Origin of the sequence: Streptomyces piniterrae (assembly GCF_005048155.1) — a bacterium.
Taxonomy (GTDB): Bacteria; Actinomycetota; Actinomycetes; order Streptomycetales; family Streptomycetaceae; genus Streptomyces; species Streptomyces piniterrae.
Genome location: NZ_SUMB01000001.1, coordinates 463,764 through 487,105, shown reverse-complemented (window position 1 = coordinate 487,105; position 23,342 = coordinate 463,764). Strand labels below are relative to the sequence as shown.

Annotated in this window: 19 protein-coding genes; 9 read left to right on the top strand and 10 right to left on the bottom strand. The window is 71.3% G+C overall.

Annotated elements, in window-relative coordinates:
• Positions 1–98: 98 nt before the first annotated feature.
• From FCH28_RS02015 to FCH28_RS02005, 3 genes are all read left to right on the top strand, one after another.
• On the top strand, positions 99–1,037 hold the full coding sequence (locus FCH28_RS02015) for an L-tyrosine/L-tryptophan isonitrile synthase family protein (RefSeq protein WP_136737906.1): 939 nt from the start codon (positions 99–101) through the stop codon (positions 1,035–1,037).
• Positions 1,038–1,149: 112 nt separating this feature from the next.
• Positions 1,150–1,737, top strand: coding sequence for a hypothetical protein (locus tag FCH28_RS02010; protein ID WP_136737905.1), 588 nt, complete (start codon positions 1,150–1,152; stop codon positions 1,735–1,737).
• 296 nt (positions 1,738–2,033) lie between these two features.
• Complete coding sequence (locus FCH28_RS02005; RefSeq protein WP_136737904.1) at positions 2,034–2,654, top strand: sigma-70 family RNA polymerase sigma factor; 621 nt, start codon at positions 2,034–2,036, stop codon at positions 2,652–2,654.
• A 35-nt stretch (positions 2,655–2,689) separates the two neighbouring features.
• On the opposite strand, the gene FCH28_RS02000 is transcribed toward FCH28_RS02005, so the two are convergent.
• The 4 genes from FCH28_RS02000 to FCH28_RS01985 all read right to left on the bottom strand — a co-directional run bounded on the left by FCH28_RS02000 (position 2,690) and on the right by FCH28_RS01985 (position 9,270).
• Positions 2,690–5,578 carry an NHLP bacteriocin export ABC transporter permease/ATPase subunit gene (locus FCH28_RS02000; protein WP_136737903.1) on the bottom strand — a complete coding sequence of 963 codons (2,889 nt, stop codon included), beginning with the start codon at positions 5,576–5,578 and terminating at the stop codon, positions 2,690–2,692.
• Position 5,579: 1 nt separating this feature from the next.
• The gene (locus FCH28_RS01995) at positions 5,580–7,697 is read right to left on the bottom strand and encodes an NHLP family bacteriocin export ABC transporter peptidase/permease/ATPase subunit (RefSeq protein WP_246102369.1); all 2,118 of its coding nucleotides are present in this window, start codon (positions 7,695–7,697) and stop codon (positions 5,580–5,582) included.
• Between the two features lie 245 nt (positions 7,698–7,942).
• Positions 7,943–8,749 (bottom strand): HlyD family efflux transporter periplasmic adaptor subunit, encoded by an 807-nt coding sequence (locus tag FCH28_RS01990; protein WP_136737902.1) that lies wholly within the window; start codon positions 8,747–8,749, stop codon positions 7,943–7,945.
• 281 nt (positions 8,750–9,030) lie between these two features.
• Entirely contained in the window at positions 9,031–9,270 is a 240-nt protein-coding gene (locus FCH28_RS01985; protein WP_136737901.1) for a type A2 lantipeptide, read from the bottom strand.
• Positions 9,271–10,092: 822 nt separating this feature from the next.
• On the opposite strand from FCH28_RS01985, the gene FCH28_RS01980 reads away from it, so the two are divergent.
• Positions 10,093–11,148, top strand: coding sequence for a PHP domain-containing protein (locus FCH28_RS01980; protein WP_136737900.1), 1,056 nt, complete (start codon positions 10,093–10,095; stop codon positions 11,146–11,148).
• 134 nt (positions 11,149–11,282) lie between these two features.
• Entirely contained in the window at positions 11,283–12,107 is an 825-nt protein-coding gene (locus FCH28_RS01975) for an SDR family oxidoreductase (protein WP_136737899.1), read from the top strand.
• A 46-nt stretch (positions 12,108–12,153) separates the two neighbouring features.
• Here FCH28_RS01975 and FCH28_RS01970 read toward each other — a convergent pair whose 3' ends face one another.
• The 3 genes from FCH28_RS01970 to FCH28_RS01960 form a co-directional block, all read right to left on the bottom strand.
• Positions 12,154–13,566 carry a chloride channel protein gene (locus FCH28_RS01970; RefSeq protein ID WP_136737898.1) on the bottom strand — a complete coding sequence of 471 codons (1,413 nt, stop codon included), beginning with the start codon at positions 13,564–13,566 and terminating at the stop codon, positions 12,154–12,156.
• 130 nt (positions 13,567–13,696) lie between these two features.
• Positions 13,697–14,188 carry a cyanase gene (gene cynS, locus FCH28_RS01965; protein ID WP_136737897.1) on the bottom strand — a complete coding sequence of 164 codons (492 nt, stop codon included), beginning with the start codon at positions 14,186–14,188 and terminating at the stop codon, positions 13,697–13,699.
• Positions 14,189–14,275: 87 nt separating this feature from the next.
• A complete protein-coding gene (locus FCH28_RS01960) occupies positions 14,276–14,896 on the bottom strand; it encodes a carbonic anhydrase (protein ID WP_136737896.1) in 621 nt (206 codons plus the stop codon).
• A 164-nt stretch (positions 14,897–15,060) separates the two neighbouring features.
• On the opposite strand from FCH28_RS01960, the gene cynR reads away from it, so the two are divergent.
• Positions 15,061–15,972, top strand: coding sequence for a transcriptional regulator CynR (gene cynR, locus FCH28_RS01955; protein ID WP_136737895.1), 912 nt, complete (start codon positions 15,061–15,063; stop codon positions 15,970–15,972).
• Between the two features lie 36 nt (positions 15,973–16,008).
• On the opposite strand, the gene FCH28_RS01950 is transcribed toward cynR, so the two are convergent.
• The 3 genes from FCH28_RS01950 to tdh all read right to left on the bottom strand — a co-directional run bounded on the left by FCH28_RS01950 (position 16,009) and on the right by tdh (position 19,255).
• Positions 16,009–16,917, bottom strand: coding sequence for a LysR family transcriptional regulator (locus tag FCH28_RS01950; RefSeq protein WP_136737894.1), 909 nt, complete (start codon positions 16,915–16,917; stop codon positions 16,009–16,011).
• 50 nt (positions 16,918–16,967) lie between these two features.
• On the bottom strand, positions 16,968–18,161 hold the full coding sequence (locus FCH28_RS01945) for a glycine C-acetyltransferase (RefSeq protein WP_136737893.1): 1,194 nt from the start codon (positions 18,159–18,161) through the stop codon (positions 16,968–16,970).
• A 65-nt stretch (positions 18,162–18,226) separates the two neighbouring features.
• Positions 18,227–19,255, bottom strand: a complete 1,029-nt coding sequence (gene tdh, locus FCH28_RS01940) for an L-threonine 3-dehydrogenase (RefSeq protein ID WP_136737892.1) — start codon at positions 19,253–19,255, stop codon at positions 18,227–18,229.
• 238 nt (positions 19,256–19,493) lie between these two features.
• Here tdh and FCH28_RS01935 point away from each other — a divergent pair, with 238 nt between their 5' ends.
• The 3 genes from FCH28_RS01935 (at position 19,494) to FCH28_RS01925 (ending at position 23,260) form a co-directional block, all read left to right on the top strand.
• Positions 19,494–20,114: a TetR/AcrR family transcriptional regulator gene (locus FCH28_RS01935; RefSeq protein ID WP_136737891.1), complete on the top strand. Its 621-nt coding sequence runs from the start codon at positions 19,494–19,496 to the stop codon at positions 20,112–20,114.
• A gap of 87 nt (positions 20,115–20,201) precedes the next feature.
• Entirely contained in the window at positions 20,202–21,593 is a 1,392-nt protein-coding gene (locus tag FCH28_RS01930) for a serine/threonine-protein kinase (RefSeq protein WP_136737890.1), read from the top strand.
• Between the two features lie 164 nt (positions 21,594–21,757).
• Positions 21,758–23,260: a S1 family peptidase gene (locus tag FCH28_RS01925; protein WP_246102267.1), complete on the top strand. Its 1,503-nt coding sequence runs from the start codon at positions 21,758–21,760 to the stop codon at positions 23,258–23,260.
• Positions 23,261–23,342: the final 82 nt, after the last annotated feature.

Below are 23,342 nucleotides of genomic sequence, written 5' to 3'. Positions count from 1 at the left end.
ACCACCCCAGCCTCACCGACCCACCCGACCGGCAGACCACGCACGGGCGCACGCCACGGCGTCATGCCGCCCTGCCCGCACGCCTCCGGAGGAACGACATGCCGCTGACGACCGCGCCGGAAACCCTCCCCACCAGCATCAGCACCGCGATCCTGAACCTGCTCCTGCCGCACCACCGCACCACCGACCGGGCCCCCGCCGCGGCCGGCGCCTTCCCCCACCAGCTGCGCCGGATCGCCGACTTCGTACGCGACGGCGCCCCCGTCGTCTTCACCCTCCCCGGCTTCCCCTGCAAGTCCCCCAACCCCGCCAAGGTCCTCGGCCACCTGCCCGACCAGGGCGAACGCCTCTCCCTCGGCTTCCTCGACAGGCTGTGCGGCGACATCGAGCGGATCTACCCGCCCGGCGCCCGCGTGATCATCTGCTCCGACGGCCACGCCTTCGGCGACCTCATCGGCGTACCCGACGGGCACATCGACGCCTACGCCGACGAACTACGCCTCCTCATCGACCAGTTGGGCCTGGCAAGACTCTCCGTCTTCGACCTGCGCGACATACTCGGCGACCTCCCGCACGACGCGAAACGCGCCCACCTCCACCAGCGCTACGCCCCCACCCCGGACGACCTGCGCGCCGAAGTCCGCACCGACGACAAAACCCTCGCGCTCTACCGGGGCATCACCCGCTTCCTCGTCGAGGACACCGCCGACTACCCGGGCACCCGCTCCGCTCTCCAGCGGGAGTGCCGGCAACGCGCCTACCGCGTCATCGAGCGCAGCCGCGCCTGGGGCGACCTGATCGCCGACCACCACCCCCGCTGCATCCGCCTGTCCATCCATCCCCAGCCCATCGGCGCCCGCAAGTTCGGCATCCGCCTGCTCGACGCACCCGACGCCTGGACCACGCCCTGGCACTCGGCGGCGCTGCACCGCAGCGACGGCGCCTGGACCCTGATGCCCCGGGCCAGGGCCGCCGAACTGGGCCACCTGGTCCAACGCGACGGCAGACCCAGCCACTTCGTCCAGATCACCGGTTGACCGCCCCCGGGGTGCTTCAGCGGAGGGAGTGCTTTAGCGGATCTGGATAACAACCGGGACCGAGGAGCCGTGGCCCCGCCCGAGCGGGCGCACGGCTGGCACGATGTCCCACATGACTGCCGGGTCGGTTTCACGCGCCGTGCGCGCCGCGATCTTCGCGGCCGTGTGCGTGACGACCGCGGCCCTCGGGCACTCGCTGATGTCCCCCCGGCCCGTGCCCTGGTGGGCTCTGGTTGCCGCCTGCGGCGCCACGGGTGCGATGGCCTGGTGGCCGGCGGGGCGGGAGCGCGGCGGGTTCGTCGTCACCGGTTCCACGGTCCTGACCCAACTCGGTCTGCACTTCCTGTTCGACCTGCAAACCCCCCACGCGCCCGCGCCGACGCCGATGGACGGCATGCCGGGGATGAACGCGCACCCCGGCCATGCGACCCCCGGCATGTTCTGCGCCCATGCGCTGGCCGCGCTGGTGTGCGGGGTGTGGCTGTGGCGCGGCGAGGCGGCCGCGTGCCGGCTCGGCCGCAGCATGGTCGCGGTGTTGTTCGCGCCCCTGCTGCTGGTCCTGACGACCCTGTCCTGGGCCGGCCCGAAGCCGTCCGCCGGCCCGTCGGCCGGCGCGGTGCGCGTCCTGCGCCCGCGTGGGGTGCTCCTTCACCACGTCGTCTCCCGCAGGGGCCCGCCGGAACTCGCCGTCTGCTGCTGACCGCTCGCCCTGGGGACTCTCCCGGCACACGTCCGGGCCCCCGCGATGCCGCACCGAGTCGGTGGCGGGCGGAGTACGGCGTGTCCGCGCGGCTGCCTTCCTCATGACGTCGTGAGCGTTGCCGCCCGCACGCCGCCCCCTGGCCCCGCGGCCCTCCGGCCTGCCCGTGGACGAACGCCCCACGACCGTCGTCCCGCGACACCGTCACCGGCCTTCGTACGGGCACCCGGACTGCCGCTCCCCATGAGGCCCTGCCATGCCCTGGCACGGCCCGCACCTCCGAAGGACGTGTGGCGATGATTCCCGCCCTTGTCGGTCCGGCCCGTGGCAAGCGGACCGCAGCGGACGACGAGCAGCTGACCGCCCTGGCCCTGGCCGCCGGGGCCGGTGACCGGGCCGCCGTCGAACGCTTCGTACGCGCCTCCCACCGCGAGGTGTGGCGGTTCGTGGCGTACCTGAGCGGCGACACCCACAGCGCCGATGACCTGGCCCAGGAGACCTTTCTGCGCGCCCTGACCAGCCTGCCGGGATTCGCCGGGCGCTCCTGCGCCCGCACCTGGCTGCTGTCCATCGCCCGCCGTGTGGTGGTCGACCGGTACCGCTCCGCCGCCGCCCGCCCGCGCATCGCCGCGGTCGACGACTGGCAGGCGGTCGCCGAACACCGGCAGCCCAGGGGGCTACCGGGATTCGACGACGGGGTGGCGCTGAGCGCCCTGCTCGACGCGCTGGACGGCGAGCGGCGCGAGGCGTTCGTCCTCACCCAGTTGGTCGGGATGCCGTACGCGGACGCCGCGGCGGTCGTGGGGTGTCCGATCGGCACGGTGCGCTCCCGGGTGGCCCGCGCCCGCGCCGACCTCATCGCGTGGCTGAGGTCCGCCGAGGCGGGTGCGCGGGTTCCTCAGGCGGTCACGGTCTGACCGGCTCCGGGTTCCGAGTGGTCACGCCACCGGGCTCAGGTCAGCTGCCGTCGCACCAGTTCGTGGAGATGGCCTCCGGTGTTGGCGAGCAGCTCGGCCGGCGGGCCCTGTTCGACGACCCGGCCGTCCGACATGACGATGACCCGGTCGGCGTCCATGACCGTGGTCAGCCGGTGGGCGATCACCACACGGCTGGCACTCAGCCTGGCGGTGCTCTCGGTCACGATGCGCTGGGTCTCGTTGTCCAGGGCGCTGGTGGCCTCGTCGAAGAACAGGATGCGCGGGCGGCGGACCAGCGCCTGAGCGATCATCAGCCGCTGCCGCTGCCCGCCGGAGATCCCGCCACCACCGGCGATCATGGTGTGCATGCCCATCGGCATCCGCTTGATGTCCTCGGCCAGACCCGCCATCGCGGCCGCCTCCCACGCCTCTTCCTGCGTGAACGCCTCGGCGCCGCAGATGCAGTCCAGGATCGATCCGGTGAGCGGCTGGGCGTTCTGCAGGACGACACCGCACTGGCGGCGTACCGCGGCCTGGTCCAGGGCCGACAGGTCCTGGCCGTCGTAGAGGACGCTGCCCGAGGCGGGTTTGTCGAAGCCGATGAGCAACCGCAGCAGGGTGGACTTGCCGCAGCCGCTCGGGCCGACGATGGCCACGAACTCGCCCGGCCGCACCTCGAACGAGACGTCGTCGAGGACCAGGGGCCCGTCGTCGGTGTAGCGGAAGGAGAGCTTCCTGGCCTCGATGCCGCCGGCCAGCGCGCCGGGCTGCGCACTGGCACCGCGGACCTCCGGCGCCTCGTCCAGCACCGGCTTGATCTGCTCGAACATCGGGAGCGCGGCGGCGGCCGAGACCAGCGCCCCGGAGATCTGGGTGACCGAGGTGAGCAGCATGGTCACGGAGGTGTTGAAGGTCAGGAACGAGCCGGCGGACATGCTGCCGCGGGCCGGACCCGCCAGCAGCATGAACATGGTCAGCGAACAGAGCGGCAGGTACACCGCGTCCAGGACCGTCGTCAGGTTCTTGATCCAGCCGGCCCGCTGCTGCATCTCGCGGGAGCGGGCGAACTCCCTGGCCCACGCCGCGTACGCGAAGCTCTCCGCCGCGGCGACCCGCAGCTTGGGCAGTCCGCGCAGGGTCTGGAACGCCTGGTTGTTGAGCTTGTGGCCGAGCTTGACGAGCCGTCGCTGCCAGCGCAGCTGCCACAGTCCCATCCCGACGAACACGGTGCCGATGACGATCAGCATCCCGATGGCGGCCATGGCCAGCGGCACGCTGTAGCAGAGCAACAGCACGAGGTTCATCGCGCCGACCGTGCCGGCCTGCACGGCCACCGGGCCGACGCCGGACAGCACCCGCCGGATGGCGCTGATGCCCATCGCCGCGCCGGCCAGTTCCCCGGTGGACCGCTCGGTGAAGAACTTCGTCGGCAGCCGCAACAGCCGGTCCCAGACGGCCGGTTGGAGCACGCTCTCGATACGGCCCTCCATCCGCAGGACGGTCAGGTTTTGCAACAGCATGAAGGCGGCGGTCACGATGCTGGTGATCATGACGGCCAGGGCGACCTGGACGATCAGGCCCTTCTCCGCGGTCGGCACGAACACCCCGAGCACCTGCCCGGTCGCGATCGGGACCAGCGCGCCGAGGCCCACCGTCACCAGCCCGCCGAGGGCCAGATTACGGACGTCCAGCCGGCTGCCGCGCAGGCTGAAACGCATCAGCCGCCACATGGTCATGGGCCGTTCCGGCAGCGGCCGGTAGAACATCACGGCGCGCGGCTCGAATTCGTCGGCGTTGTCCTTGCCGACGCGTATGCGCAGGCCGGAGGCCGGATTCACGGCCTCGTAGCGGCCGCGGCGCCACAGCAGTGCGACGGGGGCGCCGGACTTGGACCGGTGGCCCACCAGGGGGCCGGTGTTGGTCCGCCACCAGCGTCCGCCGAGTTTGACCGCGCGGGTACGGACCCGGGAGGCGACCGCGATCTGCTCGACCGGGCTGATGCGGTCGTTGACCGCGCCGCCCTTGGGGGGCTGGGCAAGTGTGATCCCGGCCGCCTGGGCGACCCGGCGGCAGACGGCGAAGGTGGTGTCGTCGGTGGCCCGGTCCGCGACGGCCGAGCGCCCGCCCTGGCGGCCGATGGACGCCAGCAGCGCCTGGTCCGCCCGCTCGCGGACGGCCTCGCCGGCCTTTATGCCGGCCGCCGTCCGGTCCTCGTGCGCGCGCTCCAGCTGCTCGATCCAGCGGTCCACCGCGGACAGCAGCCGGTACTGCTGATTGACCATCCGCTGCCACAACGCGCCGTCGACCAGCAGATCTCCGGCCGCCTCCGCGCTGTACGAGGCGCCGTACTGCACGCTGCCGGACGGCACCGGCATCCACAGGATGTCGTCGTCGGCCACCGCCTCATCGGTGGGCCGGCCGTCCAACGGGGCCTCGAAGAGGACGCCGAGGCTGCGCGCGGTACCGAGCGCGAAGGCGTGCTCCAGGGGGGTCGGCGCGGGCGACTGGCCGCCGTACGTGTCGTCGTGTCCCGACGCGTACCCGTACCCGCCGTATCCCCCCTGCCCGCCGTATTCCCCGTACTCCCCGTATTCGGGCTGCGGCAGCTCCCGCAGGGGGATACGGCGCAGCAGGCAGTCCTGGGCGGGCCGGCCGAGCAGGGTGTGCTGCGGGCCCTCGACCGGGCCGAGCAGCAGCGTCCCCGCTTCGAGCCGGCCGAGGAAATGCCAGTGGCCCTCCTGCGCGGCGTCCACCGCGAACAGGTCCAGGGCACCGCCGGTGACCAGCCACAGCACATGCGGGCCCTCCAGGGGCACACTGCGCAGCCCGGTGCAGTCGACGGGCGCGCCGAGGCCGCCCAGCGCGTGGGTCACCGCGTCGGTCTCGCCGGGGCCCACGACGGCGGACGGATGTACCGATGACACGTCAGTGCTCCTTGACCAGCTCGGCGTACGCGCCCCCGGCGGCGACCAGGTGCTCGTGCCGGCCGCGTTCGACGACCACGCCGTGGTCCAGGACCACGATCTCGTCGCTGTCGCGCACCGTGCTCAGCCGGTGGGCGATCACGACGCAGGCGCAGCCGCGCCGCCGCAGATTGTCGATGATGATCTGTTCGGTCTGTGCGTCCAGGGCGCTGGTCACCTCGTCGAGGACCAGGATGCTGGGCCGCCGGACCAGCGCGCGGGCGATCTCCAGCCGCTGCCGCTGCCCGCCGGAGAAGTTGCGGCCGTCCTGCTCGACACGGCTGTGGATGCCGTCGGGGCGCCGGGCGATCACGTCGTAGAGGGCGGCGTCCTGAAGCGCGGTGATCACGGCCTCGTCCGGGATCGACGGGTCCCACAGCGCCACGTTGTCGCGGACCGTGCCCTCGAAGAGGAAGACGTCCTGGTCGACGAAGGACACCGAGGCGGCCAGCGCGCTGCGGGAGATGTCCTCCAGGCGCTGCCCGTCGATGCGGATGGTGCCCTCCCAGGGGCTGTAGAGGCCGGAGATCAGCCGGGAGACGGTGGACTTGCCGCTGCCGGAACCGCCGACCAGGGCGACCTGCCGGCCGGGGCCCACGGACAGCGAGAAGCCGGTGAGCAGCGGTTTGTCCAGCGGGCTGTAGCCGAAGGTGATGTTCTCCAGCGTCACATGGCCCTTGAGCCTGCGGGTGCTGGCGTCCGGCTCCCGGCGCGAGTACAGGGTGTCGACGGGGAAGCTCTCCACGTCCTTGAGACGGGCCACGTCGGCCGCGAAGTCCTGTATCCGTCCCGCCACTCCGTTGAGCCGGGTGATCGGCGCGGTGAAGCGGGTGACCAGCGCCTGGAAGGCGACCAGCAGACCGATCGAGATATGGCCCTCGACCGCCCGCAGCCCGCCGATCCAGAGGATCAGGGCGCTGTTGAGCGTCGCGAGGGTCGGTGCGACGACGGCCAGCCAGGCACTGGGCACGCCGAGCCGCTGCTGTACCTCCAGCGTCGTCGCGTGCTGGCCGGCCCAGCGGCGGAAGTAGCCGTTCTCGCCGCCGGTGGCCTTCATCGTCTCGATGAGCTGCAGACCGGTGTAGGAGGTGTTGGTCAGCCGGGCGCTGTCCGCGCGGAGTTTCGCGGTGTGGGTGGCGCGCAGCCGGATGACGATACGCATCGCGACGACGTTGAGCAGCGCGATCCCCACGCCGATGACCGTCAGCTGCGGGTCGTAGCTCCACAGCAGGAGGGCGTACAGGATGACGACGATCCCGTCCACGCCCGCCGCGGCCAGGTCACGCGCCAGGGTCTCGGCCACCGCGTCGTTGGACTGCAGCCGCTGGACCAGGTCGGCCGGGCTGCGCTGCGAGAAGAACGTGACCGGCAGTCTCAGCAGATGCCGCAGGAAGCGGGCGCTGCTCAGGGTGGAGGAGATGATGCGGCCGCGCAGCAGGTTCGCCTGTTGCAGACCGGTCAGTACGGCGGTGAGCGCCACCATCGCGGCCATCGACGCGAAGAGCGGTCCCAGCAGCGAGGTCTGGTTCCCGATCAGGAACATGTCGATGTACGTACGGCTCAGCGCCGGGACCGCCGCGCCGACCGCGACCAGCAGCAGGCTGGCGAGGAGGGCGGCCAGCAGGGTGCCGGTGGTGCCGCGCATCCGGGCGGGTACGGCGCTCAGGACGCCCGGCTTGCGGCCCCCCTTGCGGAAGCTTTCGGAGGGCTCGAAGACCAGGGCGACACCGGTGAAGCTGGTGTCGAAGTCCTCCATCGCCACGAAGCGGCGGCCCTTGTCGGGGTCGTTGATGTGGACGCCGCGGCGGCCGAACCGGCGGCCCATGCCGTCATAGACGACGTAGTGGTTGAACTCCCAGAACAGGATGGCCGGCGCCTGCACCTCGGCGAGCGCAGCGGGCTCCATCTGCATGCCCTTGGCCTGCAGGCCGTAGCTGCGGGCGGCCTTGAGCACGTTGCTGGCCCGGGAGCCGTCGCGGGAGACGCCGCAGGCTATCCGCAGCTCCTCCAGCGGCACATGCCGCCCGTAGTGGGCGAGGACCATGGCCAGGGAGGCGGCGCCGCATTCCAGGGCCTCCATCTGGAGGACGGTGGGGGTGCGGACGGCCTTCCGCTTCTTGGCCTTCGGGGTGTGCGGGGGCGTGTCACGGCGTGCCCGGCGGCGCCCGCTCGGCGCGGCCTCGGGCCGGTGCCGCCCTCGGCTTCCCGCCGGGGGCAGTTGCTGCCGCGGTACGGCGGCGTGGCCGGCGGACGTGCCGGGGCTCGCGGCGGGATCGGAGTTCGGCACGGTTCCGGAATCGGGCGCGGTCCCGGAGTGGGGGGCGGTCACGGCAGCAGCCAATCGATCGGGTGCTGTTCGGCCAGCCGGACGGCGCCGGTGGCCAGCGTCATGGAGTCCACCGCGTACGGCGGGCCGTCCGAGGACGACCAGGTGTAGCCCGACTTCGTACCGTGCGACCGGTCGAGCTGGACCAGGACGGCCACCGGCGGGCCCTTCTTCGAGAACTGCTCGCCGAGCTGGCCGCTGCCCAGGAATCCGGTGATCTGCCGGCGGGTCTGGGCGGTTCGGCCGACCGCCTTCACATGGCCGCGCAGTACGCCGTACTGCTGGGTCGGCACGGACTGGACGGTGAGGTCGACCGACGCGCCCACGGGCACCGTGGAGCCGCTGTCGGCCGGCACGTAGAGCGTCGCCACCAGGGGATCACCGGGCCTGGCGACCCGCTCGACGGCGGCCACGTCGGCACCGGTGGTGACGACGGAGCCGATGGTGGCGACCATCGCGGTCAGCCGGCCGGCGGCGATGGTGCGGACGACGGTGGTGCCCTGTGCGGTGCGGACCTTCAGCACCGGCGTGTTGGCGGGCACCAGCTTGCCCTCTTGGGCGAGTACGGCGGTGACCTGGCCCGAAACCGGGCTCTGCAGGACGTAACTGCCCTGGCCGTGGGTGAGGATGCCGGGTGCGCTGAGAGTGGAGGACACGGTGCCGTTCACCGCCCAGACGCCGGCCGCGATCACGACGACGACCGTCACGATCAGGACGAGCCAGCCCTGGGGCCGGGCGAAACGCACCGGCAGTTCTATTTCCTCCGGCGACTGCAGCTTGGAAAGCGCCTGTTGGCGGAACTGCACGACACTCTTCCTCAACTGCAATGGTCTGCATCGCCAGTGGGTGCGTCACCACTGGCCCGCAGCACTGCAATGGTCTGTATCAAGGACAACGCGGACCGGCTCGGCTCGGCCGTAGGTGCGGAGCCTACCGGTGCGTGTCCGGGCGGCGGCCGAGTGCCCCGGAGGCCCGGCGAAAGCCTGGCGGGTCCGGGGCACGCGGCCCGGCAGGTCGGCAAGGAGGGGACGCCGACGTGCCGTCGTCGCTCAGAGCGGACTGTGCCGATGGACGGCACAGGGCTGGCTCAGAGACCGGCGGTCAGACCGGTGGCGGTGCCGAGGACGTCGGTGCCGGCCGCGCCCGTGACGGTGCCGTTGACGGTGGCAACGGTGCTGCTCACGGTGCCGCCGGTCAGGCTGTCAGCGGTGCCGACGAGGCTGTTGACGGTGCCGTTCACGCTGCCGAGGCCGGCCACGCCACCAGCAACCGCGTCCAGCTCGCTGTCGGCGATTTCCTGGGTCTGAACCTGGGGGGTGGAGTTCATGATGATTCCCTTCGGGTGAATATCGCTTAAAAAGGCTGCGACCGAGCCGTCCGGCAGGGTAGTCCGGCCGCGGCACAGCGGCTGTCGAGCACCCGAAATCGGGTGCCCTTGGGCGACTTCCGCAGTGCGATGGATCAAAGCATGCAGACGCGCTGCGCTGCTAATCCGACAGTCACCTATCCAGACCCCGTTCGTCCGCCGAATTACCTGACGTGCACGCACGTCCATGGATTGGTGCCAGCTTCTTCACATCTCCTTCGGTTTCAATTTCCGCCGCCCGAAAACCGACGCCGCACCGAACTGGACATTCCCGCACCAATCCACTTATGCGCAGGTCAGGACGGTGCGGCGACACGGGGCACCGTGCCCCCCATGCGCATTCGGTGTGCAGATTTTTTGAAGACCGGCAATTTTTGCGAGGCGTTAGCACCCCGCAAGCACGGAACCGTCACGAGTGTTTCCGTCATGTAGTGACAGATGTTGCTCGCTTATTGCGCACATGTGTTTCGCGCGCGGTTACTGGGCGGTATTTCCATGAATGCGTCAACGTTCTGGACACATCATTCCGCCGGAATCGGATCGGCCGCCCGGAGAACGGACATAACCGCATAACGGTGCGGCGCCGGATGCGAGGTAAATGGGCGATTTCCCGCTCACACCCCGATACGGTCCACGATGAACTGCCCTGCACCGGAGGGCGAGGATTATCCGAGCCCGGCCCGCCCCCACCGACCGCCGGTGGCAGCCGCTCACGGAGTGCGGCACCGTGGGAGAGGACTGCCGCGGGAGAGGACTGCCCGGCACGCCGGGAAGGAGCGCCACGTGGAGCCGGTCGAGGCGCTGGAGCGGATCGCCTTCCTGCTGGAGCGGCAGGGAGCGGTGACCTACCGCGTACAGGCGTTCCGCACGGCCTCCACGGTGATCTCCCGAATCTCACCCGCCGAACTGCGCAGGCGCGCCCAGAGCGGCTCCCTCACCCGCATCAAAGGACTGGGCCCCAAGACCAGCCAAGTGATCGCCGAGGCCCTCTCCGGACAAGTCCCCACGTATCTCTCGCGCCTGGAGGAAGAGGCCGGCGGCCCGCTCGTCGACGGAGACCAGGGGCAGCGGCTGCGCCGAGCGCTGCGCGGCGACTGCCATCTGCACTCGGACTGGTCGGACGGCGGCAGCCCGGTGGAGGCCATGGCCGGTGCGGCCCGCGACCTCGGACACGAGTGGTGCGTGCTGACCGACCACTCCCCCAGGCTCACCATCGCCCACGGCCTGACCGCCGACCGCCTCCGCGAACAGCTGGCGCTGGTGGCCGAGGTGAACGAACGCCTGGCGCCGTTCCGCCTCCTGACCGGAATCGAATGCGACATCCTCGACGACGGCGCACTCGACCAGGAGCCGGAGCTGCTGGAACGCCTCGACGTGGTGGTCGCCTCCGTCCACTCCAAACTGCGGATGGACGCGGCACCGATGACACGACGCCTGCTGGCCGCGGTCACCAACCCCCTCGTCGACATCCTCGGCCACTGCACCAACCGCCAGATCACCGGCAAACCACGCCCGGAGTCACGGTTCGACGCCGGCGCGGTCTTCGCCGCCTGCGCCGAACACCGCACAGCGATCGAAATCAACTGCCGCCCCGACCGCTTCGACCCACCACGCCGCCTGCTGCGTCAGGCCGTCGACACCGGAGCCCTGTTCTCGATCGACACCGACGCCCACGCCCCGGGCCAACTGGACTGGCAGATCTACGGCTGCGCCCGCGCGGAGGAGTGCGGCGTCCCCCCGGACCGCATCATCAACACCTGGACGTCCCACCAGCTGACCACCTGGACCACCACCGGCAAACGCCCGACCCCGAAGAAGGGCAACGTCCGGGCAACATGAAGGACCTCGCCGCGCGAACCTCGCCACACGAGGGAACTCATCACGCTCCGAGTGAGGTGGCAGCTGTGTCCGCTGTGCTGATGGCTGGGCAGCCGGTGCCGGAGCGGAGCCGGGCTGCCCTACCGTGGGGCGCCATGAAGGTCCTGATCATGGGCGGCAGCGGGTTCCTGGGGACGGAACTCGTGCGCCAGGCGACGGCTGCGGGCTGGGAGACGGCCGCTACGTACCATTCGCGCCCCAGCAGCGTTCCCGGAGCCTCGTGGCACCGACTCGACCTTCGCGCCCCCGGGCACGTCGACGACGTGCTGGGTGCGGTTGCCCCCGATGTCGTCATCAACGCAACGAGCGGAGGGAGCGACTGGGCGGTCACCGCCGACGGCTCGATCCGTGTGGCGATGTCCGCGACGGAACGTGGTTGCCGCCTGGTCCACGTCTCCAGCGACGCCGTGTTCTCCGGATCCCGGATTCCCTACGACGAGACCTGCCTGCCCGACCCGGTCACCCCATATGGCGCGGCGAAGGCCGCCGCCGAAACCGCTGTGCGCTTGTTGGCGCCGACTGCTGCTGTCGCACGCACCTCATTGATCATCGGGCACGGCGGATCCGCGCACGAGCGCATGGTCCACGCCCTGGCTGCCGACACCCGGGACGGCATCCTGTTCACCGACGACATCCGCTGCCCGGTGCATGTCGAAGACCTGGCCTCCGCTCTGCGGGAACTCGCGATGTCCGGCCAGGCCGGGATGTTTCACCTCGCCGGAGCGGACGCCCTCAGCCGTCATGAACTCGGCGTTCTCATCGCCCGACGCGACGGACTCGACGCAGCCCGGCTGCGTGCCGGGCGCCGAGCCGACGCCGTTGTGCCCGGAGCCCTCGACGTCCGCCTCGACAGCAGCTGCACGCAGCAGCGCGTACGCACACGGCTGCGTGGGGCCCGAGAATTCCTCCGGGTCGGGTAGGACGAAACCCACCCGGCAAGCACTCCTCAGGCTCGGCCAGGCGCGCTCAGTCGGCCGGGGCGGGTCGCGGGGCGTTGCCCGGGGCAGGTGGCGGTCCTGGTTGTGCGGGCGGTGGTGGGGCCGGCTGCGGGGCGCCGTCGGCCGGGCCGTCGAGCCGGGAGACCACCACGTAGGAGACCACCACGGCCACGATCACCAGTGGCATGACGGTGAGACCGGGGTGGCCCAGCAGCAGCGTGGCCAGCAGCACCGCCGTCATCGGGAGCTTGAGCATCGCGACGGACATCGCCCCCATGCCCATGGCGAAGGCCGAGGTGACCGGGAGCCCGGGGAGGTGTGACAGGGCTACTCCGCCCGCCGCGCCGAGGAACAGCGCCGGGAAGATGGGGCCGCCCCGGAAGGCGCTCAGCGATGTGCAGTACGCCAGGCCCTTGCACGCCACGAGCAGAAGCAGCACGCCCACCGAGTAGCCGGCGGTGTGGCCGAACAGGGAGCCCAGTGCGGACTCCCCCGAATACAGCACCTCGGTCGGCGACTCGTCGGTGACCTCGGCGAACAGCATCGCCAGGGCGCCCACCACGAGTCCCGCGCCGACCGAGGCCAGGACCCGGCGACGGGCCACGCGTCGCTTCAGGAACAGCGCGAGCCGTCGTACGCCCGCCCCGGCGAAAGCGGCGACCACGCCGATGACAAGGGCCCAGCCGAACTCCGGCACGGTCGGCGAGGCGGCCGGTGGAACGTTGTGCAGGGCGAGCCCGTACGTGCCGAGCCCGGTCCAGCTGCCCAGTCCGGTGAAGATGAGCGCGCCGATCCCGGCCGCGAGCAGCCCGGGGACCAGCACCACCCCCAGCATCGCACCGGCCAGCCCCGAAGCCTCCATCAGCAGAAACGCGCCCAGGAGCGGGGAGCCGAGCAGTGCGCTGATCGCCGCGAAGCTGCCGGCGGCGCCGATCACGGCGGCGGCCTGCGCGGGAACGTCGCGTTGCAGCAGGCGTACCACGCCCACGGCAAGGCCGCCGCCGAGCGCGATCAGCGGCGCCTCGGGGCCGAGTACCGCGCCGAAACTCAGGCTGGCCAGGGAGGCGAGGACGATCCCGGGGAGCGAGGGGAGGGAGGGTGCGCCACCGACGTTGAGCCCGTCGGCCGGCTCGTGGCCGCCATGACCGGGGAGGTAACGGACCGTCAGGCCGACCAGTGTGCCCGCCACCGCGAGCAGCGGCAGCGGCCACCAGGTGGGGGTCCCGGCGAAGCCCAGGGACCGCGGCAGGTCGTGGTAGAGCAGCGGTTCCAGCTCGCCGACCAGCGCGAGAAAGCCGAATGCCGCGGCGCAGATGGGTACGCCGATCAGCGCGGCGATGACGAGGAGCTTGAGGTAGCCGCGGGTGCGCAGCAGCGCGTGCGGGTCCTGCGGCACCGTGTCCGACGCTCCGCCGGTCGGGCCGGCCGGTCCGACCGACATGCGCATCGCCCTCCTCGGCCGGTCGGCCCGGGATCGCCCGTCACCGCCCCGGCCACCGCCGTCTCGAGCCTGCCACGTGGTCCCTGCGTCGGCACATTGAGAGCTGCCGGTCAGGGAAATGGTGGTGGGGTCAGAACGGCTTGGTGGGGAGGTACTTGCCGTCGAGGGTGACGACGGCCCGGGAGCCGCCGTCCGGGTCGTCGACCTTCTTCACATCGAGCTTGAAGTTGATCGCGCTGATGATGCCGTCGCCGAACTGCTCGTGGACGAGGGCCTTGAGGGTGGTGCCGTAGACCTGGAGCATTTCGTAGAAGCGGTAGATCGTCGGGTCGGTGGGGACGCCGCCGGGGACACTGCCGCGCAGCGGGATCGTCTGGAGGAGCAGGGCGGCGTCCTCGTCCAGGCCGAGGCGTTCGGTGACGGCGCGGGCCGCCTCGGCGGGCAGGGCGTGCTGGCCGAGGAGAGCGGCGGTGACGAACGCGACCGACAGGCCCGCGGTGTCGGCCAGCTCCTGCCAGGTGAGGTTCTTACGGGTTTTGGCCTCTACGGCGGCGATGGCCAGCTGCTGACGGGCCTGCGGGTCGAGCTGGGCGAAGTGCGGTTGCGGGTTGGCGTGCGACATAGGGGGTGGGGGTCCTTTCGGATGGGTCGGATAGATCTGGTGGGCTGGATGGGGGGCGGTGGCCGGAGACGACCAGGTGGGAGGTGGTCAGGCGGCCAGTGCTGTGAAACGGCCGGTTGTCGGGTCAAGTTCTTCGACGGCGCCGGTGCGGATGTCGTAGACCCAGCCGTGCAGGGTGAGGCTGCGCCGGTCGAGCGCGCGGGCCACGGAGGGGTGGGTCACGAGGTTCGTCAGCTGGGTGCGGATGTTGTGCCGGACCAGGGCGGCCACGTCGTCGGTGACGCCGCCCTCGTCCGCGTGCCGCAGCCAGTCGGCGACGGCGGGCAGCCCGGTCAGGTCGTGGCGCAGGGCGAGGGAGGTCATGGCGCCGCATCCGGAGTGCCCGCAGACGATCACGTCGGTGACGCCCAGGACGCCGACGGCGTACTCGATGCTGGCGGCCACGCCGTCCGCGCCGGGTGTGTAGGCGGGGACGAGGTTGCCGGCGGTGCGGATGACGAAGAGCTCGCCCGGCCGGCGCTGGGTGATCAGTTCGGGGACGACCCGGGCGTCCGAGCAGCCGATGAACAGGGCGGTCGGCCGGTGGGTGGCGGCGAGCCGCTCGAAGAGTTCCGCCTGTGCGGGGAAGACGTCCCGCTGGAAGCGCCGGACTCCCTCGGCGAGGGCGCGGCCGGCGGCAAGGTCGGGGTCGGGGTCGGGGTCGGACATGGTCACTCCTTGGTGGAAATGGCGACTGGATCCCCAGTCGGGCTCCGACTGGACGGGGCGGTCGACCGATGTCGTCCACCCTGCATGACCTTGACCTATAGCGTCCAAGTCGGAGAAGGCATGGCAGCTATTGGTTTCATCTATAGCTCGCCTATGGTGGAGCCATGGCCTTGGAACTGCGGCATCTCCGGTATCTGCTCGCGGTGGCCGAGCACGCCAACTTCACCCGTGCCGCCGAGGCGCTGCATGTCTCGCAGCCCACGCTCTCCCAGCAGATCAAGCAGCTGGAGCGGGCGGTGCAGGCACAGCTCCTCGACCGTTCGGGGCGCTCCGTACGACTCACCGACGCCGGTGAGAGCTACGCGCACTACGCCCGCCGCGCCCTGCAGGACCTGGCGGCGGCGGAGCGTGCGGTACTCGATGTGCGGGACCTTTCGCGCGGTGCGTTGCGGCTGGCCATGACGCCGACTTTCACCGCGTATCTGATCGGCCCGCTCGCTGCGGAGTTCCACCGGCGGTACCCGGGAATCACCCTGGGCGTCCGGGAGATGACGCAGGGGCGGATGGAAGCGGCCCTGTCGGCCGATGAGTTGGATCTCGGGATCGCTTTCAGTGCCGCGACCCATCTTCCGGGGATCAGCGGCACCGAGCTGTTCACCGAGACGCTCAGTCTGGTCGTGGGCGGCGAGCACCCCTGCGCGGGACGGGCCGAGCCGCTGCCCGTCGACGAGCTTTCGGGTCTTCAACTCGCCCTGCTCAGCCCGGACTTCGCCACTCGCACCCATATCGACGCGTATTTCGATGAGCATTTCGACGCGTATGGTGTGCGGCCGCCCATCGTCGTGGAGGCCAACTCCCTCGGCGCGCTCGTCGAGATCGTTCAGCGGACCGCGCTCGCCACGGTGCTGCCGGATGCGATCGCCCGTGGGCACGACCGTCTCGTTCCGGTGCCGCTGGAGCCCGCGCTGCCCGCCCGCAGGGTGACGCTGCTGCGTCGCGCGGCCGCGTACCGGAGTGCCGCGGTCCATGCGTTCACGGAGCTCGCCCGGCGCTGGGGCGACGGCGCTCAGGCGTGAGGTACGACGACTGCCGAACTTGAGATACGAGGACTCTCAGGCCTGAGGTGCCGCGGCTGCTTTGAGGGCCGCCAGTACGGGGCGGAGCAGTGGGTGGTTCTCGGCGCCGCGGCGGACCGCCGCGAAGACCCGGCGGGTGGGCGCGACGCCGTCGACGGGGCGGACCACGACTCCGGTGAGGTCCATGCCGCGCAGCGCGGAGCGGGGGACGAGGGCCACGCCGGCGGCGGCGGAGGCGAGGTAGACGACGGCGCGGAAGTCGTCGGAGGAGTGTTCCAGGCGGGGCTGGAATCCGGCGTATTCGCAGGCCAGGACGACCACGTCATGGCAGGGGTTGCCGGAGTAGGGGCCGATCCAGGGGTCCTTGGCCAGGTCCGCCACGGCGACCCGTTCCGCGCTCGCGAGTCGGTGGCCGACCGGGAGTACCGCGTCGAACGGCTCGGCGTAGAGGGGGACCCGGGTCAGCCTCGGGTCGTCCTCGCGGGGCGCGCCCCGGTATTCGACGGCCACCGCCACGTCCACCTGCCGGTCGAGGACCATGAGGAGGCTGGCGTCGCCCTCGGCGTCCTGGACGCGGACCCGGATGCCGGGCGAGGAGGCGGCGAGCTCGGTGATCGCGGGGGCGACGACGAGTCCGATGCCGGTCGCGAAGGCGGCGACGGTCACCGTGCCGGCCTCGCCCGAGCCGTAGGCGGCGAGCTCGGACTCGGCGCGTTCCAGCTGGGCGAGGACGGCGTTGGCGTGGGTGAGCAGGATCTCGCCGGCGGCGGTGAGCCTGGCCCCGCGGGCGCTGCGTTCGACGAGGCGGTGGCCGGTCTCCTGCTCCAGGGCGGCCAGCTGCTGGGAGACGGCGGAGGGGGTGAGGTAGAGCGCGGCGGCCGCGGCGGTGACCGTACGGTGGTCGGCCACCGCGCGCAGGATGTGCAGCCGCCGTGCTTCGATCATGTTCCCAGTTTCGCAGGCGGCCGCCGCCGGGTCTCCCGGTCGGCCCGGCGTCAGCCTCGTAGGGCGGCCCTCGCACTCACGAACGCGTCCACCGCACGGTTGACATCCTCGGTGGAGTGCGCCGCCGACAGCTGTACGCGGATCCGCGCCTGGCCCTGCGGGACGACCGGGTAGGAGAAGCCGATGACGTAGACGCCGCGTTCCAGCAGGAGCTCCGCCATCCGGGCCGCCTCGGCCGCGTCGCCGATCATGACGGGGGCGATGGCGTGCTCGCCGGGGAGCACGTCGAAGCCTTCCTCGGTCATCCGGGTGCGGAACAGCGTGGTGTTGGCGTTGAGGCGTTCGCGCAGGTCACCGGCGGATTCCAGCAGGTCGAGGACCTTGAGCGAGGCGGCCGCGATCACGGGCGCGAGGGTGTTGGAGAAGAGGTAGGGGCGGGAGCGCTGGCGGAGCAGGGCGACGATCTCGGCGCGGGCCGCGACATAGCCGCCGGAGGCGCCGCCGAGGGCCTTGCCGAGGGTGCCGGTGATGATGTCGACGCGGTCCATGACGTCGTGCAGTTCGGGGGTGCCGCGGCCGCCGGGGCCGACGAAGCCGACGGCGTGCGAGTCGTCGACCATCACCATGGCGCCGTAGCGGTCGGCGAGGTCGCAGATCTCGTTCAGCGGCGCGAGGTAGCCGTCCATGGAGAAGACGCCGTCGGTGACGATGAGGGTGCGGCGGGCGCCCTCCGCCTCCTTCAACTGCCGTTCCAGGTCGGCCATGTCGCGGTTGGCGTAGCGGAAGCGGCGGGCCTTGGAGAGGCGGATGCCGTCGATGATGGAGGCATGGTTGAGGGCGTCGGAGATGACCGCGTCGTCGGGGCCGAGGAGGGTTTCGAAGACGCCGCCGTTGGCGTCGAAGCAGGAGGAGTACAGGATCGTGTCCTCCTGGCCGAGGAAGCCGGAGATGCGCTGCTCCAGTTCCTTGTGGACTTCCTGGGTGCCGCAGATGAAGCGGACCGAGGCGAGGCCGTAGCCCCAGCGGTCGAGTGCGCCGTGGGCGGCGGCGATGACTTCGGGGTGGTCGGCGAGGCCGAGGTAGTTGTTGGCGCAGAAGTTGAGGACCTCGCCGGGGCGGCCGCCGGCGGTGACCTCGACGGTGGCGGACTGCGGGGTGCCGATGACGCGCTCGGGCTTGTGCAGGCCGGCGGCGCGGATGTCGTCGAGGGTGGTGCGCAGTTCGTCGCGTACGGAGTCGAACATCGGGTTTTCTCCAGGAGTCGGTTGGGGCGGGCGGGCCGGGGTCAGCGGCCCGGTCGGGGCCGGGGTCAGGCGGCCCAGTCGAGAATGATCTTGCCGCTGCGGCCGCTGGCGGCGTCGTCGAAGGCGGCGTCGAAGTCCTGGTAGGAGTACCGGCCGGTGATCACGGGGCCGAGGTCGAGGCCGGCTTCGAGGAGTACGGACATGGCGTACCAGGTCTCGAACATCTCCCGGCCGTAGATGCCCTTGATCGTGATCATGGAGGTGACGATCCGGGCCCAGTCGACGGGGAATTCCTGGGACGGCAGGCCGAGCATCGCGATCCGGCCGCCGTGCGTCATGTTGGCGATCATGTCGCGCATCGCTTCCGGCCGTCCGGACATCTCCAGGCCGATGTCGAAGCCCTCGCGCAGGCCCAGCTCGCGCTGGCCGTCGGCGATGGAGGTCTCGGCGACGTTGAGGGCGAGGCCGGCGCCGACCTTGCGGGCGAGCTCCAGGCGGGGCTCGCTGACGTCGGTGATCACGACGTTGCGGGCGCCCGCGTGCCGGGCGACGGCCGCGGCCATTATCCCGATGGGTCCGGCGCCGGTGATCAGTACGTCCTCGCCGACCAGCGGGAACGAGAGCGCGGTGTGCACGGCGTTGCCGAACGGGTCGAAGACGGCGGCGATGTCGAGGTCGACGGGGACCCGGTGCACCCACACATTGGCGGCGGGCAGCGCGACGTATTCGGCGAAGGCGCCGTCCCGGCCGACGCCGAGGCCGACGGTGGCGCGGCACAGGTGGCGGCGGCCGGCGAGACAGTTGCGGCACTTTCCGCAGACGAGGTGGCCCTCGCCGCTGACCAGGTCGCCGTCCTTCACCTCGGTCACGTCGCGGCCGGTGGCCACGACCTCGCCGACGAATTCGTGACCGACGGTCAGCGGGGTGGTGATGGCCTGCTGGGCCCAGCCGTCCCAGGCGCGGATGTGCAGGTCCGTGCCGCAGATGCCGGTGCGCAGCACCTTGATCAGTACGTCGCCGGGGCCGATGGACGGCTCGGGGACGTCAGTGAGCCACAGTCCGGGCTCCGCCTTCTGCTTGACCAGTGCCTTCAACGCGACGGCTCCCGTACGTAAGAGTGCTGTGGTGCGCGGGGGCCGGTTCCGGCCACCCGATCTCGGCAGGAAATCTTCCGTATGGCGGCCGTCCGGTCCATCGAGGTTTTCTTAACCGCGTTCACAGCTGCCCTTTACGCCCCGTGCGCCACGGGTCCGCGGGGCCCGGCCGGCGGACCCGTGGCGCACGGCCGCCTCGCCGCCGGCCGTCCCGCCGGCCTGTGGTAGCACTGCTCACATGAACCACCAGCCCGCCGAACGCGCCGGTTACCACCATGGCTCCCTGCCCGACGCCCTCGTCGCGGCAGCGCTCGAACTCCTCGACGAGCGCGGCCTGGAGCGGGTGACCGTGCGTGAGGTCGCCCGCCGCGCCGGTGTGTCGCCGGGGGCGCCGTTCCGGCACTTCGCGGACCGGCAGGCGCTGTTGACGGCGGTGGCCGGGCGGATTCTGGAGGAGTTCGAGGAGTGGCAGCTCTCGGCGGTCGCGGAGGCCGAGGGAGGCCCGGCGATGCGCGCCCTGGGGCTGGGGTTCGTGCGCTTCGCGATGCGCCATCCGCGGCGTTTCGAACTCATCAAGTCCCGGGTGTTCGGCCCGCGGCAGCCGGATGAGCTGCAGGACCGGCTGGCCGGTATCGAGCGGACCTTCACCGGCCTGATCGTCGAGGGCCAGCGGGCGGGCGAGCTGCGCGAGGGTGATCCGGCGGTGCTGGGCCTGGCCGGTCAGGCGCTGGTGTACGGGCTGTCGCAGATGATCGCCGACGGATACATCCCGGCGGAGCAGGCGGAGCAGCTGGCCGAACAGGTGGTGGACACGTTTGGCGTGGGAGTCGTCAACCCGGCCTATTTTCAGGGGCCTTGACCCACACGGCCGCCTTTCAAGGGCCTTGACCGCCCTTTCCGCCACTGATGTAATCGTCGATTACATGAGCGGGGGGACGGGCAACAGGTGACGCAGCAAGGGCAGTTGATCGGGGGCCGCTACCGGCTCATCCGGCCTCTGGGCAGCGGTGGCATGGGGCAGGTCTGGAAGGCGCTCGACGAGACGCTCGACAGTGACGTGGCCATCAAGGAGCTGTGGCTGCCACCGGCGACAGCGGCCGCCGAACGCGCCGAGCGGCTCCAGCGGGCGGCACGCGAGGCCCGTAACGCCGCGAAGCTGCGCGACCATCCGAATGTCGTCACCGTGCACGACGTCGTCGTCGAGAACGAGGCCCCATGGATCGTGATGCAGCTCGTCTCGGGCGGCACGCTGCAAGAGCGCCTGGCCAAGAAGGGGCCGCTCTCGGTGGACGCCGCCGCGAAGGTCTCCGAGGCGCTGCTGAAGGCGCTCGACGCGGCGCACCGGGCCGGGATCGTGCACCGGGACGTCAAACCGGCCAATGTCATGGTGGACGCGAGTGGCGGGATCCTGCTCACCGACTTCGGGATCGCGGCCAACCAGGCCGACCAGGGGCTGACCGGGACCGGGGTGGTCATCGGCTCGGCGCCCTACCTCTCGCCGGAGCGGGCGCGCGGCGAGAAGGGCAAGGCCGCCGGCGACCTCTTCTCGCTCGGGACGACCCTGTACGAAGCCGTCGAAGGTGTCTCGCCGTTCCACCGTGAGACCGCGACCGGCTCGCTGCACGCGGTCGCGTACGACGAAGCTCCGCCGCCGAAGCGCGCGGGACGGCTGACGCCGCTGATCACGAGGCTGCTGGAGAAGGACCAGGACCGGCGCCCGAAGATTTCCGAGGCGCTGGCCCTGCTCGATCCGTCGCTGCCGGCCACGAAGCGGGAGACGGTCGCCACGCCGAGGGCTCCGCAGAAGCCGAAGTCCGCGCAGAAGCCGAAGTCCCCGGCGAAGTCGACGGCCCCGCAGAAGCCGAAGTCCGCGGCGAAGTCGGCGGCTCCGAGGCCGAAGAGTCCGGCGACCGTGGCGAAGCCGAGCACGTCCGGCACTTCGGCGGCCGGTTCCTCGGGCGGCGGTTCGGGTGCCTTCATGGGCTGGCTCTTCGTCGCCGCCGTGGTGCTGGCAATTCTGTACGGCGAGAACGAGGCCTTCGCCGACTGGGTCAGCGAAGGGCTGCACGGCGATGTCTCGTCCGCCCAGGTGGGGGACTGTGTGCACTGGGTCCCGCCGGAGGGGAACGAGCAGCGGGGGTGGGTCCAGGTCCCGTGCTGGTCGGCCGCCACCGGGTTCACCGTTCTCGAACGGCGGGCCGGCTCCAACTGCGGCATCCCCGCGATCGTACGGAACACCACCGCCAAGCAGGAGATCCCCGTCTACGGACCCGGCAACCGGACCGACTACCTGTGCGTCATGCCGAAGCCCGAGAACGACTCCGACGACGACTCCTGAGGCGGGAGCAGACCCGGGAGTGTAAGGCGTTGCCGCGGGGAGCGTCGGAATTCATCACACCTTGAGTGGCCATGAGACCGGAGCGGGCCCGGCTACGTAGGACTGGATGGCAACAGCGCACGGGCTTGGCGCGGCACCCCGCCCGCTCCCGGTGTGCTTCCTGTGTGTCCCAGCTGGAGGTCAGTGAAGTGAGCCACCGTCATGTGAACAAGCGGACCGGCGCCATCGCCGGAGCCTCCGTAGCCGCCATCGCGGCCGCGGCGATTCTGCTCCCCAACGCCAACGCCAGTACGGACAAGCCGGTCCTGCGGACCTTCACCGCCCAGTCGGCGACGCAGCTCGCGACGTCCCTGAAGTCGGATCTCGGCGACAAGAGCGCCGGCTGGTATCTGGACGGTGAGAGCGGCCACCTCGTCATGAACGTCCTGTCGGCCGAGGACGCGAAGAGCGTCACCGACAAGGGGGCCGTCGCCAAGGTCGTACGGCACAGCATGACCGCGCTGAAGGCCGGCACGCAGACACTCCGCGACACCGCCTCGGTTCCCGGCACCGCGTGGTCGATCGACCCGAAGACCAACAAGATCGTGGTCCTCGCCGACCGGACGGTCACCGGCGCGAAGCGGGCCGCCCTGGCCAAGGCCACCGGTGCGATGGGCGACATGGTGACCGTCAAGCAGTCCGCGGGCGAGTTCGAGCGGTACGACGGCGGTGGCATCGGCGGGGGTGCCGGCGGCGGCGGACAACAGGGTGCGCAGGGCGGCGCGGCCGGACAAGGTGGCAACGGGCAGCAGGGTGCCGGTGGGGCGGGCGGGGACGGTGGCGCCGGAGGTGGCGCGGCCGCGGGTCCGGTCGGCGGCACTGCGATCTTCGGTGGCCAGTCGCGCTGTTCCCTGGGCTTCAACGTCACCGTCCAGGGCGCGCCGGGCTTCCTCACCGCGGGCCACTGCGGCAACGAGTCGAAGACCTGGACGGCCGATCAGGAGGGCACGCAGCCGCTGGGCACCGTGCAGGACTCCCAGTTCCCCAAGACCGACTTCGCGCTGGTCATGTACGACGACGCGAACGCGCAGCCGGAGAGCGCGGTCGACCTCCAGAACGGCAGCACCCAGCCGATAGCCAAGGCGGCGGAGGCCGCCGTCGGCATGAAGGTGCAGCGCTCGGGCAGCACCACGGGGCTGACGGACGGCACCGTCACCGGCCTGGACGCGACGGTGAACTACGGCAACGGAGACATCGTCAACGGGCTCATACAGACGGATGTGTGCGCGGAGCCGGGCGACAGCGGCGGCGCGATGTTCTCCGACGACTCGGCCGTGGGGCTGACCTCGGGCGGCAGCGGCGACTGCAAGCAGGGCGGTGAGACCTTCTTCCAGCCGGTGACCGCGGCGCTGGAGGCCACGGGTGCGGAGATCGGCGCCGGTGGGGGCGGCGACGACGGTGCGGGCGGCGCGGACGCGGGTGCCGATGCGGGTGCCGATGGAGGCGCCGCGGACGCCGGTGCCGATGCCGGTGGCGCGGACGCCGGTGCCGACGCGGGTGCCGATGCGGGTGGCGCGGACGCCGGTGCCGGTGAGCCGGCTGACGGTGGCACCGGAACGGAAGACCCGGGAACCGAGGACCCGGGCACGGAAGACCCCGGCATGAGCAGCGGCGATTCGCTGAACTGACCTCTTACGGAACTGTGCGGAACTGACCGCGCGTCATCGGCCCCGGCTGCCTCAACCACCAGTGAAGCCGGGGCCTTTGCGC

Coding starts and splice junctions, on each gene's coding strand:
- FCH28_RS01995 (WP_246102369.1), bottom strand. CDS start 7,697: ATGGAGGCCCTGGAATGCGGCGCCGCCTCCCTGGCCATGGTCCTCGCC.
- FCH28_RS01950 (WP_136737894.1), bottom strand. CDS start 16,917: ATGATCGAAGCACGGCGGCTGCACATCCTGCGCGCGGTGGCCGACCAC.
- FCH28_RS02005 (WP_136737904.1), top strand. CDS start 2,034: ATGATTCCCGCCCTTGTCGGTCCGGCCCGTGGCAAGCGGACCGCAGCG.
- FCH28_RS02010 (WP_136737905.1), top strand. CDS start 1,150: ATGACTGCCGGGTCGGTTTCACGCGCCGTGCGCGCCGCGATCTTCGCG.
- FCH28_RS01975 (WP_136737899.1), top strand. CDS start 11,283: ATGAAGGTCCTGATCATGGGCGGCAGCGGGTTCCTGGGGACGGAACTC.
- cynS (WP_136737897.1), bottom strand. CDS start 14,188: ATGTCGCACGCCAACCCGCAACCGCACTTCGCCCAGCTCGACCCGCAG.
- cynR (WP_136737895.1), top strand. CDS start 15,061: ATGGCCTTGGAACTGCGGCATCTCCGGTATCTGCTCGCGGTGGCCGAG.
- FCH28_RS01970 (WP_136737898.1), bottom strand. CDS start 13,566: ATGTCGGTCGGACCGGCCGGCCCGACCGGCGGAGCGTCGGACACGGTG.
- FCH28_RS02015 (WP_136737906.1), top strand. CDS start 99: ATGCCGCTGACGACCGCGCCGGAAACCCTCCCCACCAGCATCAGCACC.
- FCH28_RS01960 (WP_136737896.1), bottom strand. CDS start 14,896: ATGTCCGACCCCGACCCCGACCCCGACCTTGCCGCCGGCCGCGCCCTC.
- FCH28_RS01945 (WP_136737893.1), bottom strand. CDS start 18,161: ATGTTCGACTCCGTACGCGACGAACTGCGCACCACCCTCGACGACATC.
- FCH28_RS01985 (WP_136737901.1), bottom strand. CDS start 9,270: ATGAACTCCACCCCCCAGGTTCAGACCCAGGAAATCGCCGACAGCGAG.
- FCH28_RS01935 (WP_136737891.1), top strand. CDS start 19,494: ATGAACCACCAGCCCGCCGAACGCGCCGGTTACCACCATGGCTCCCTG.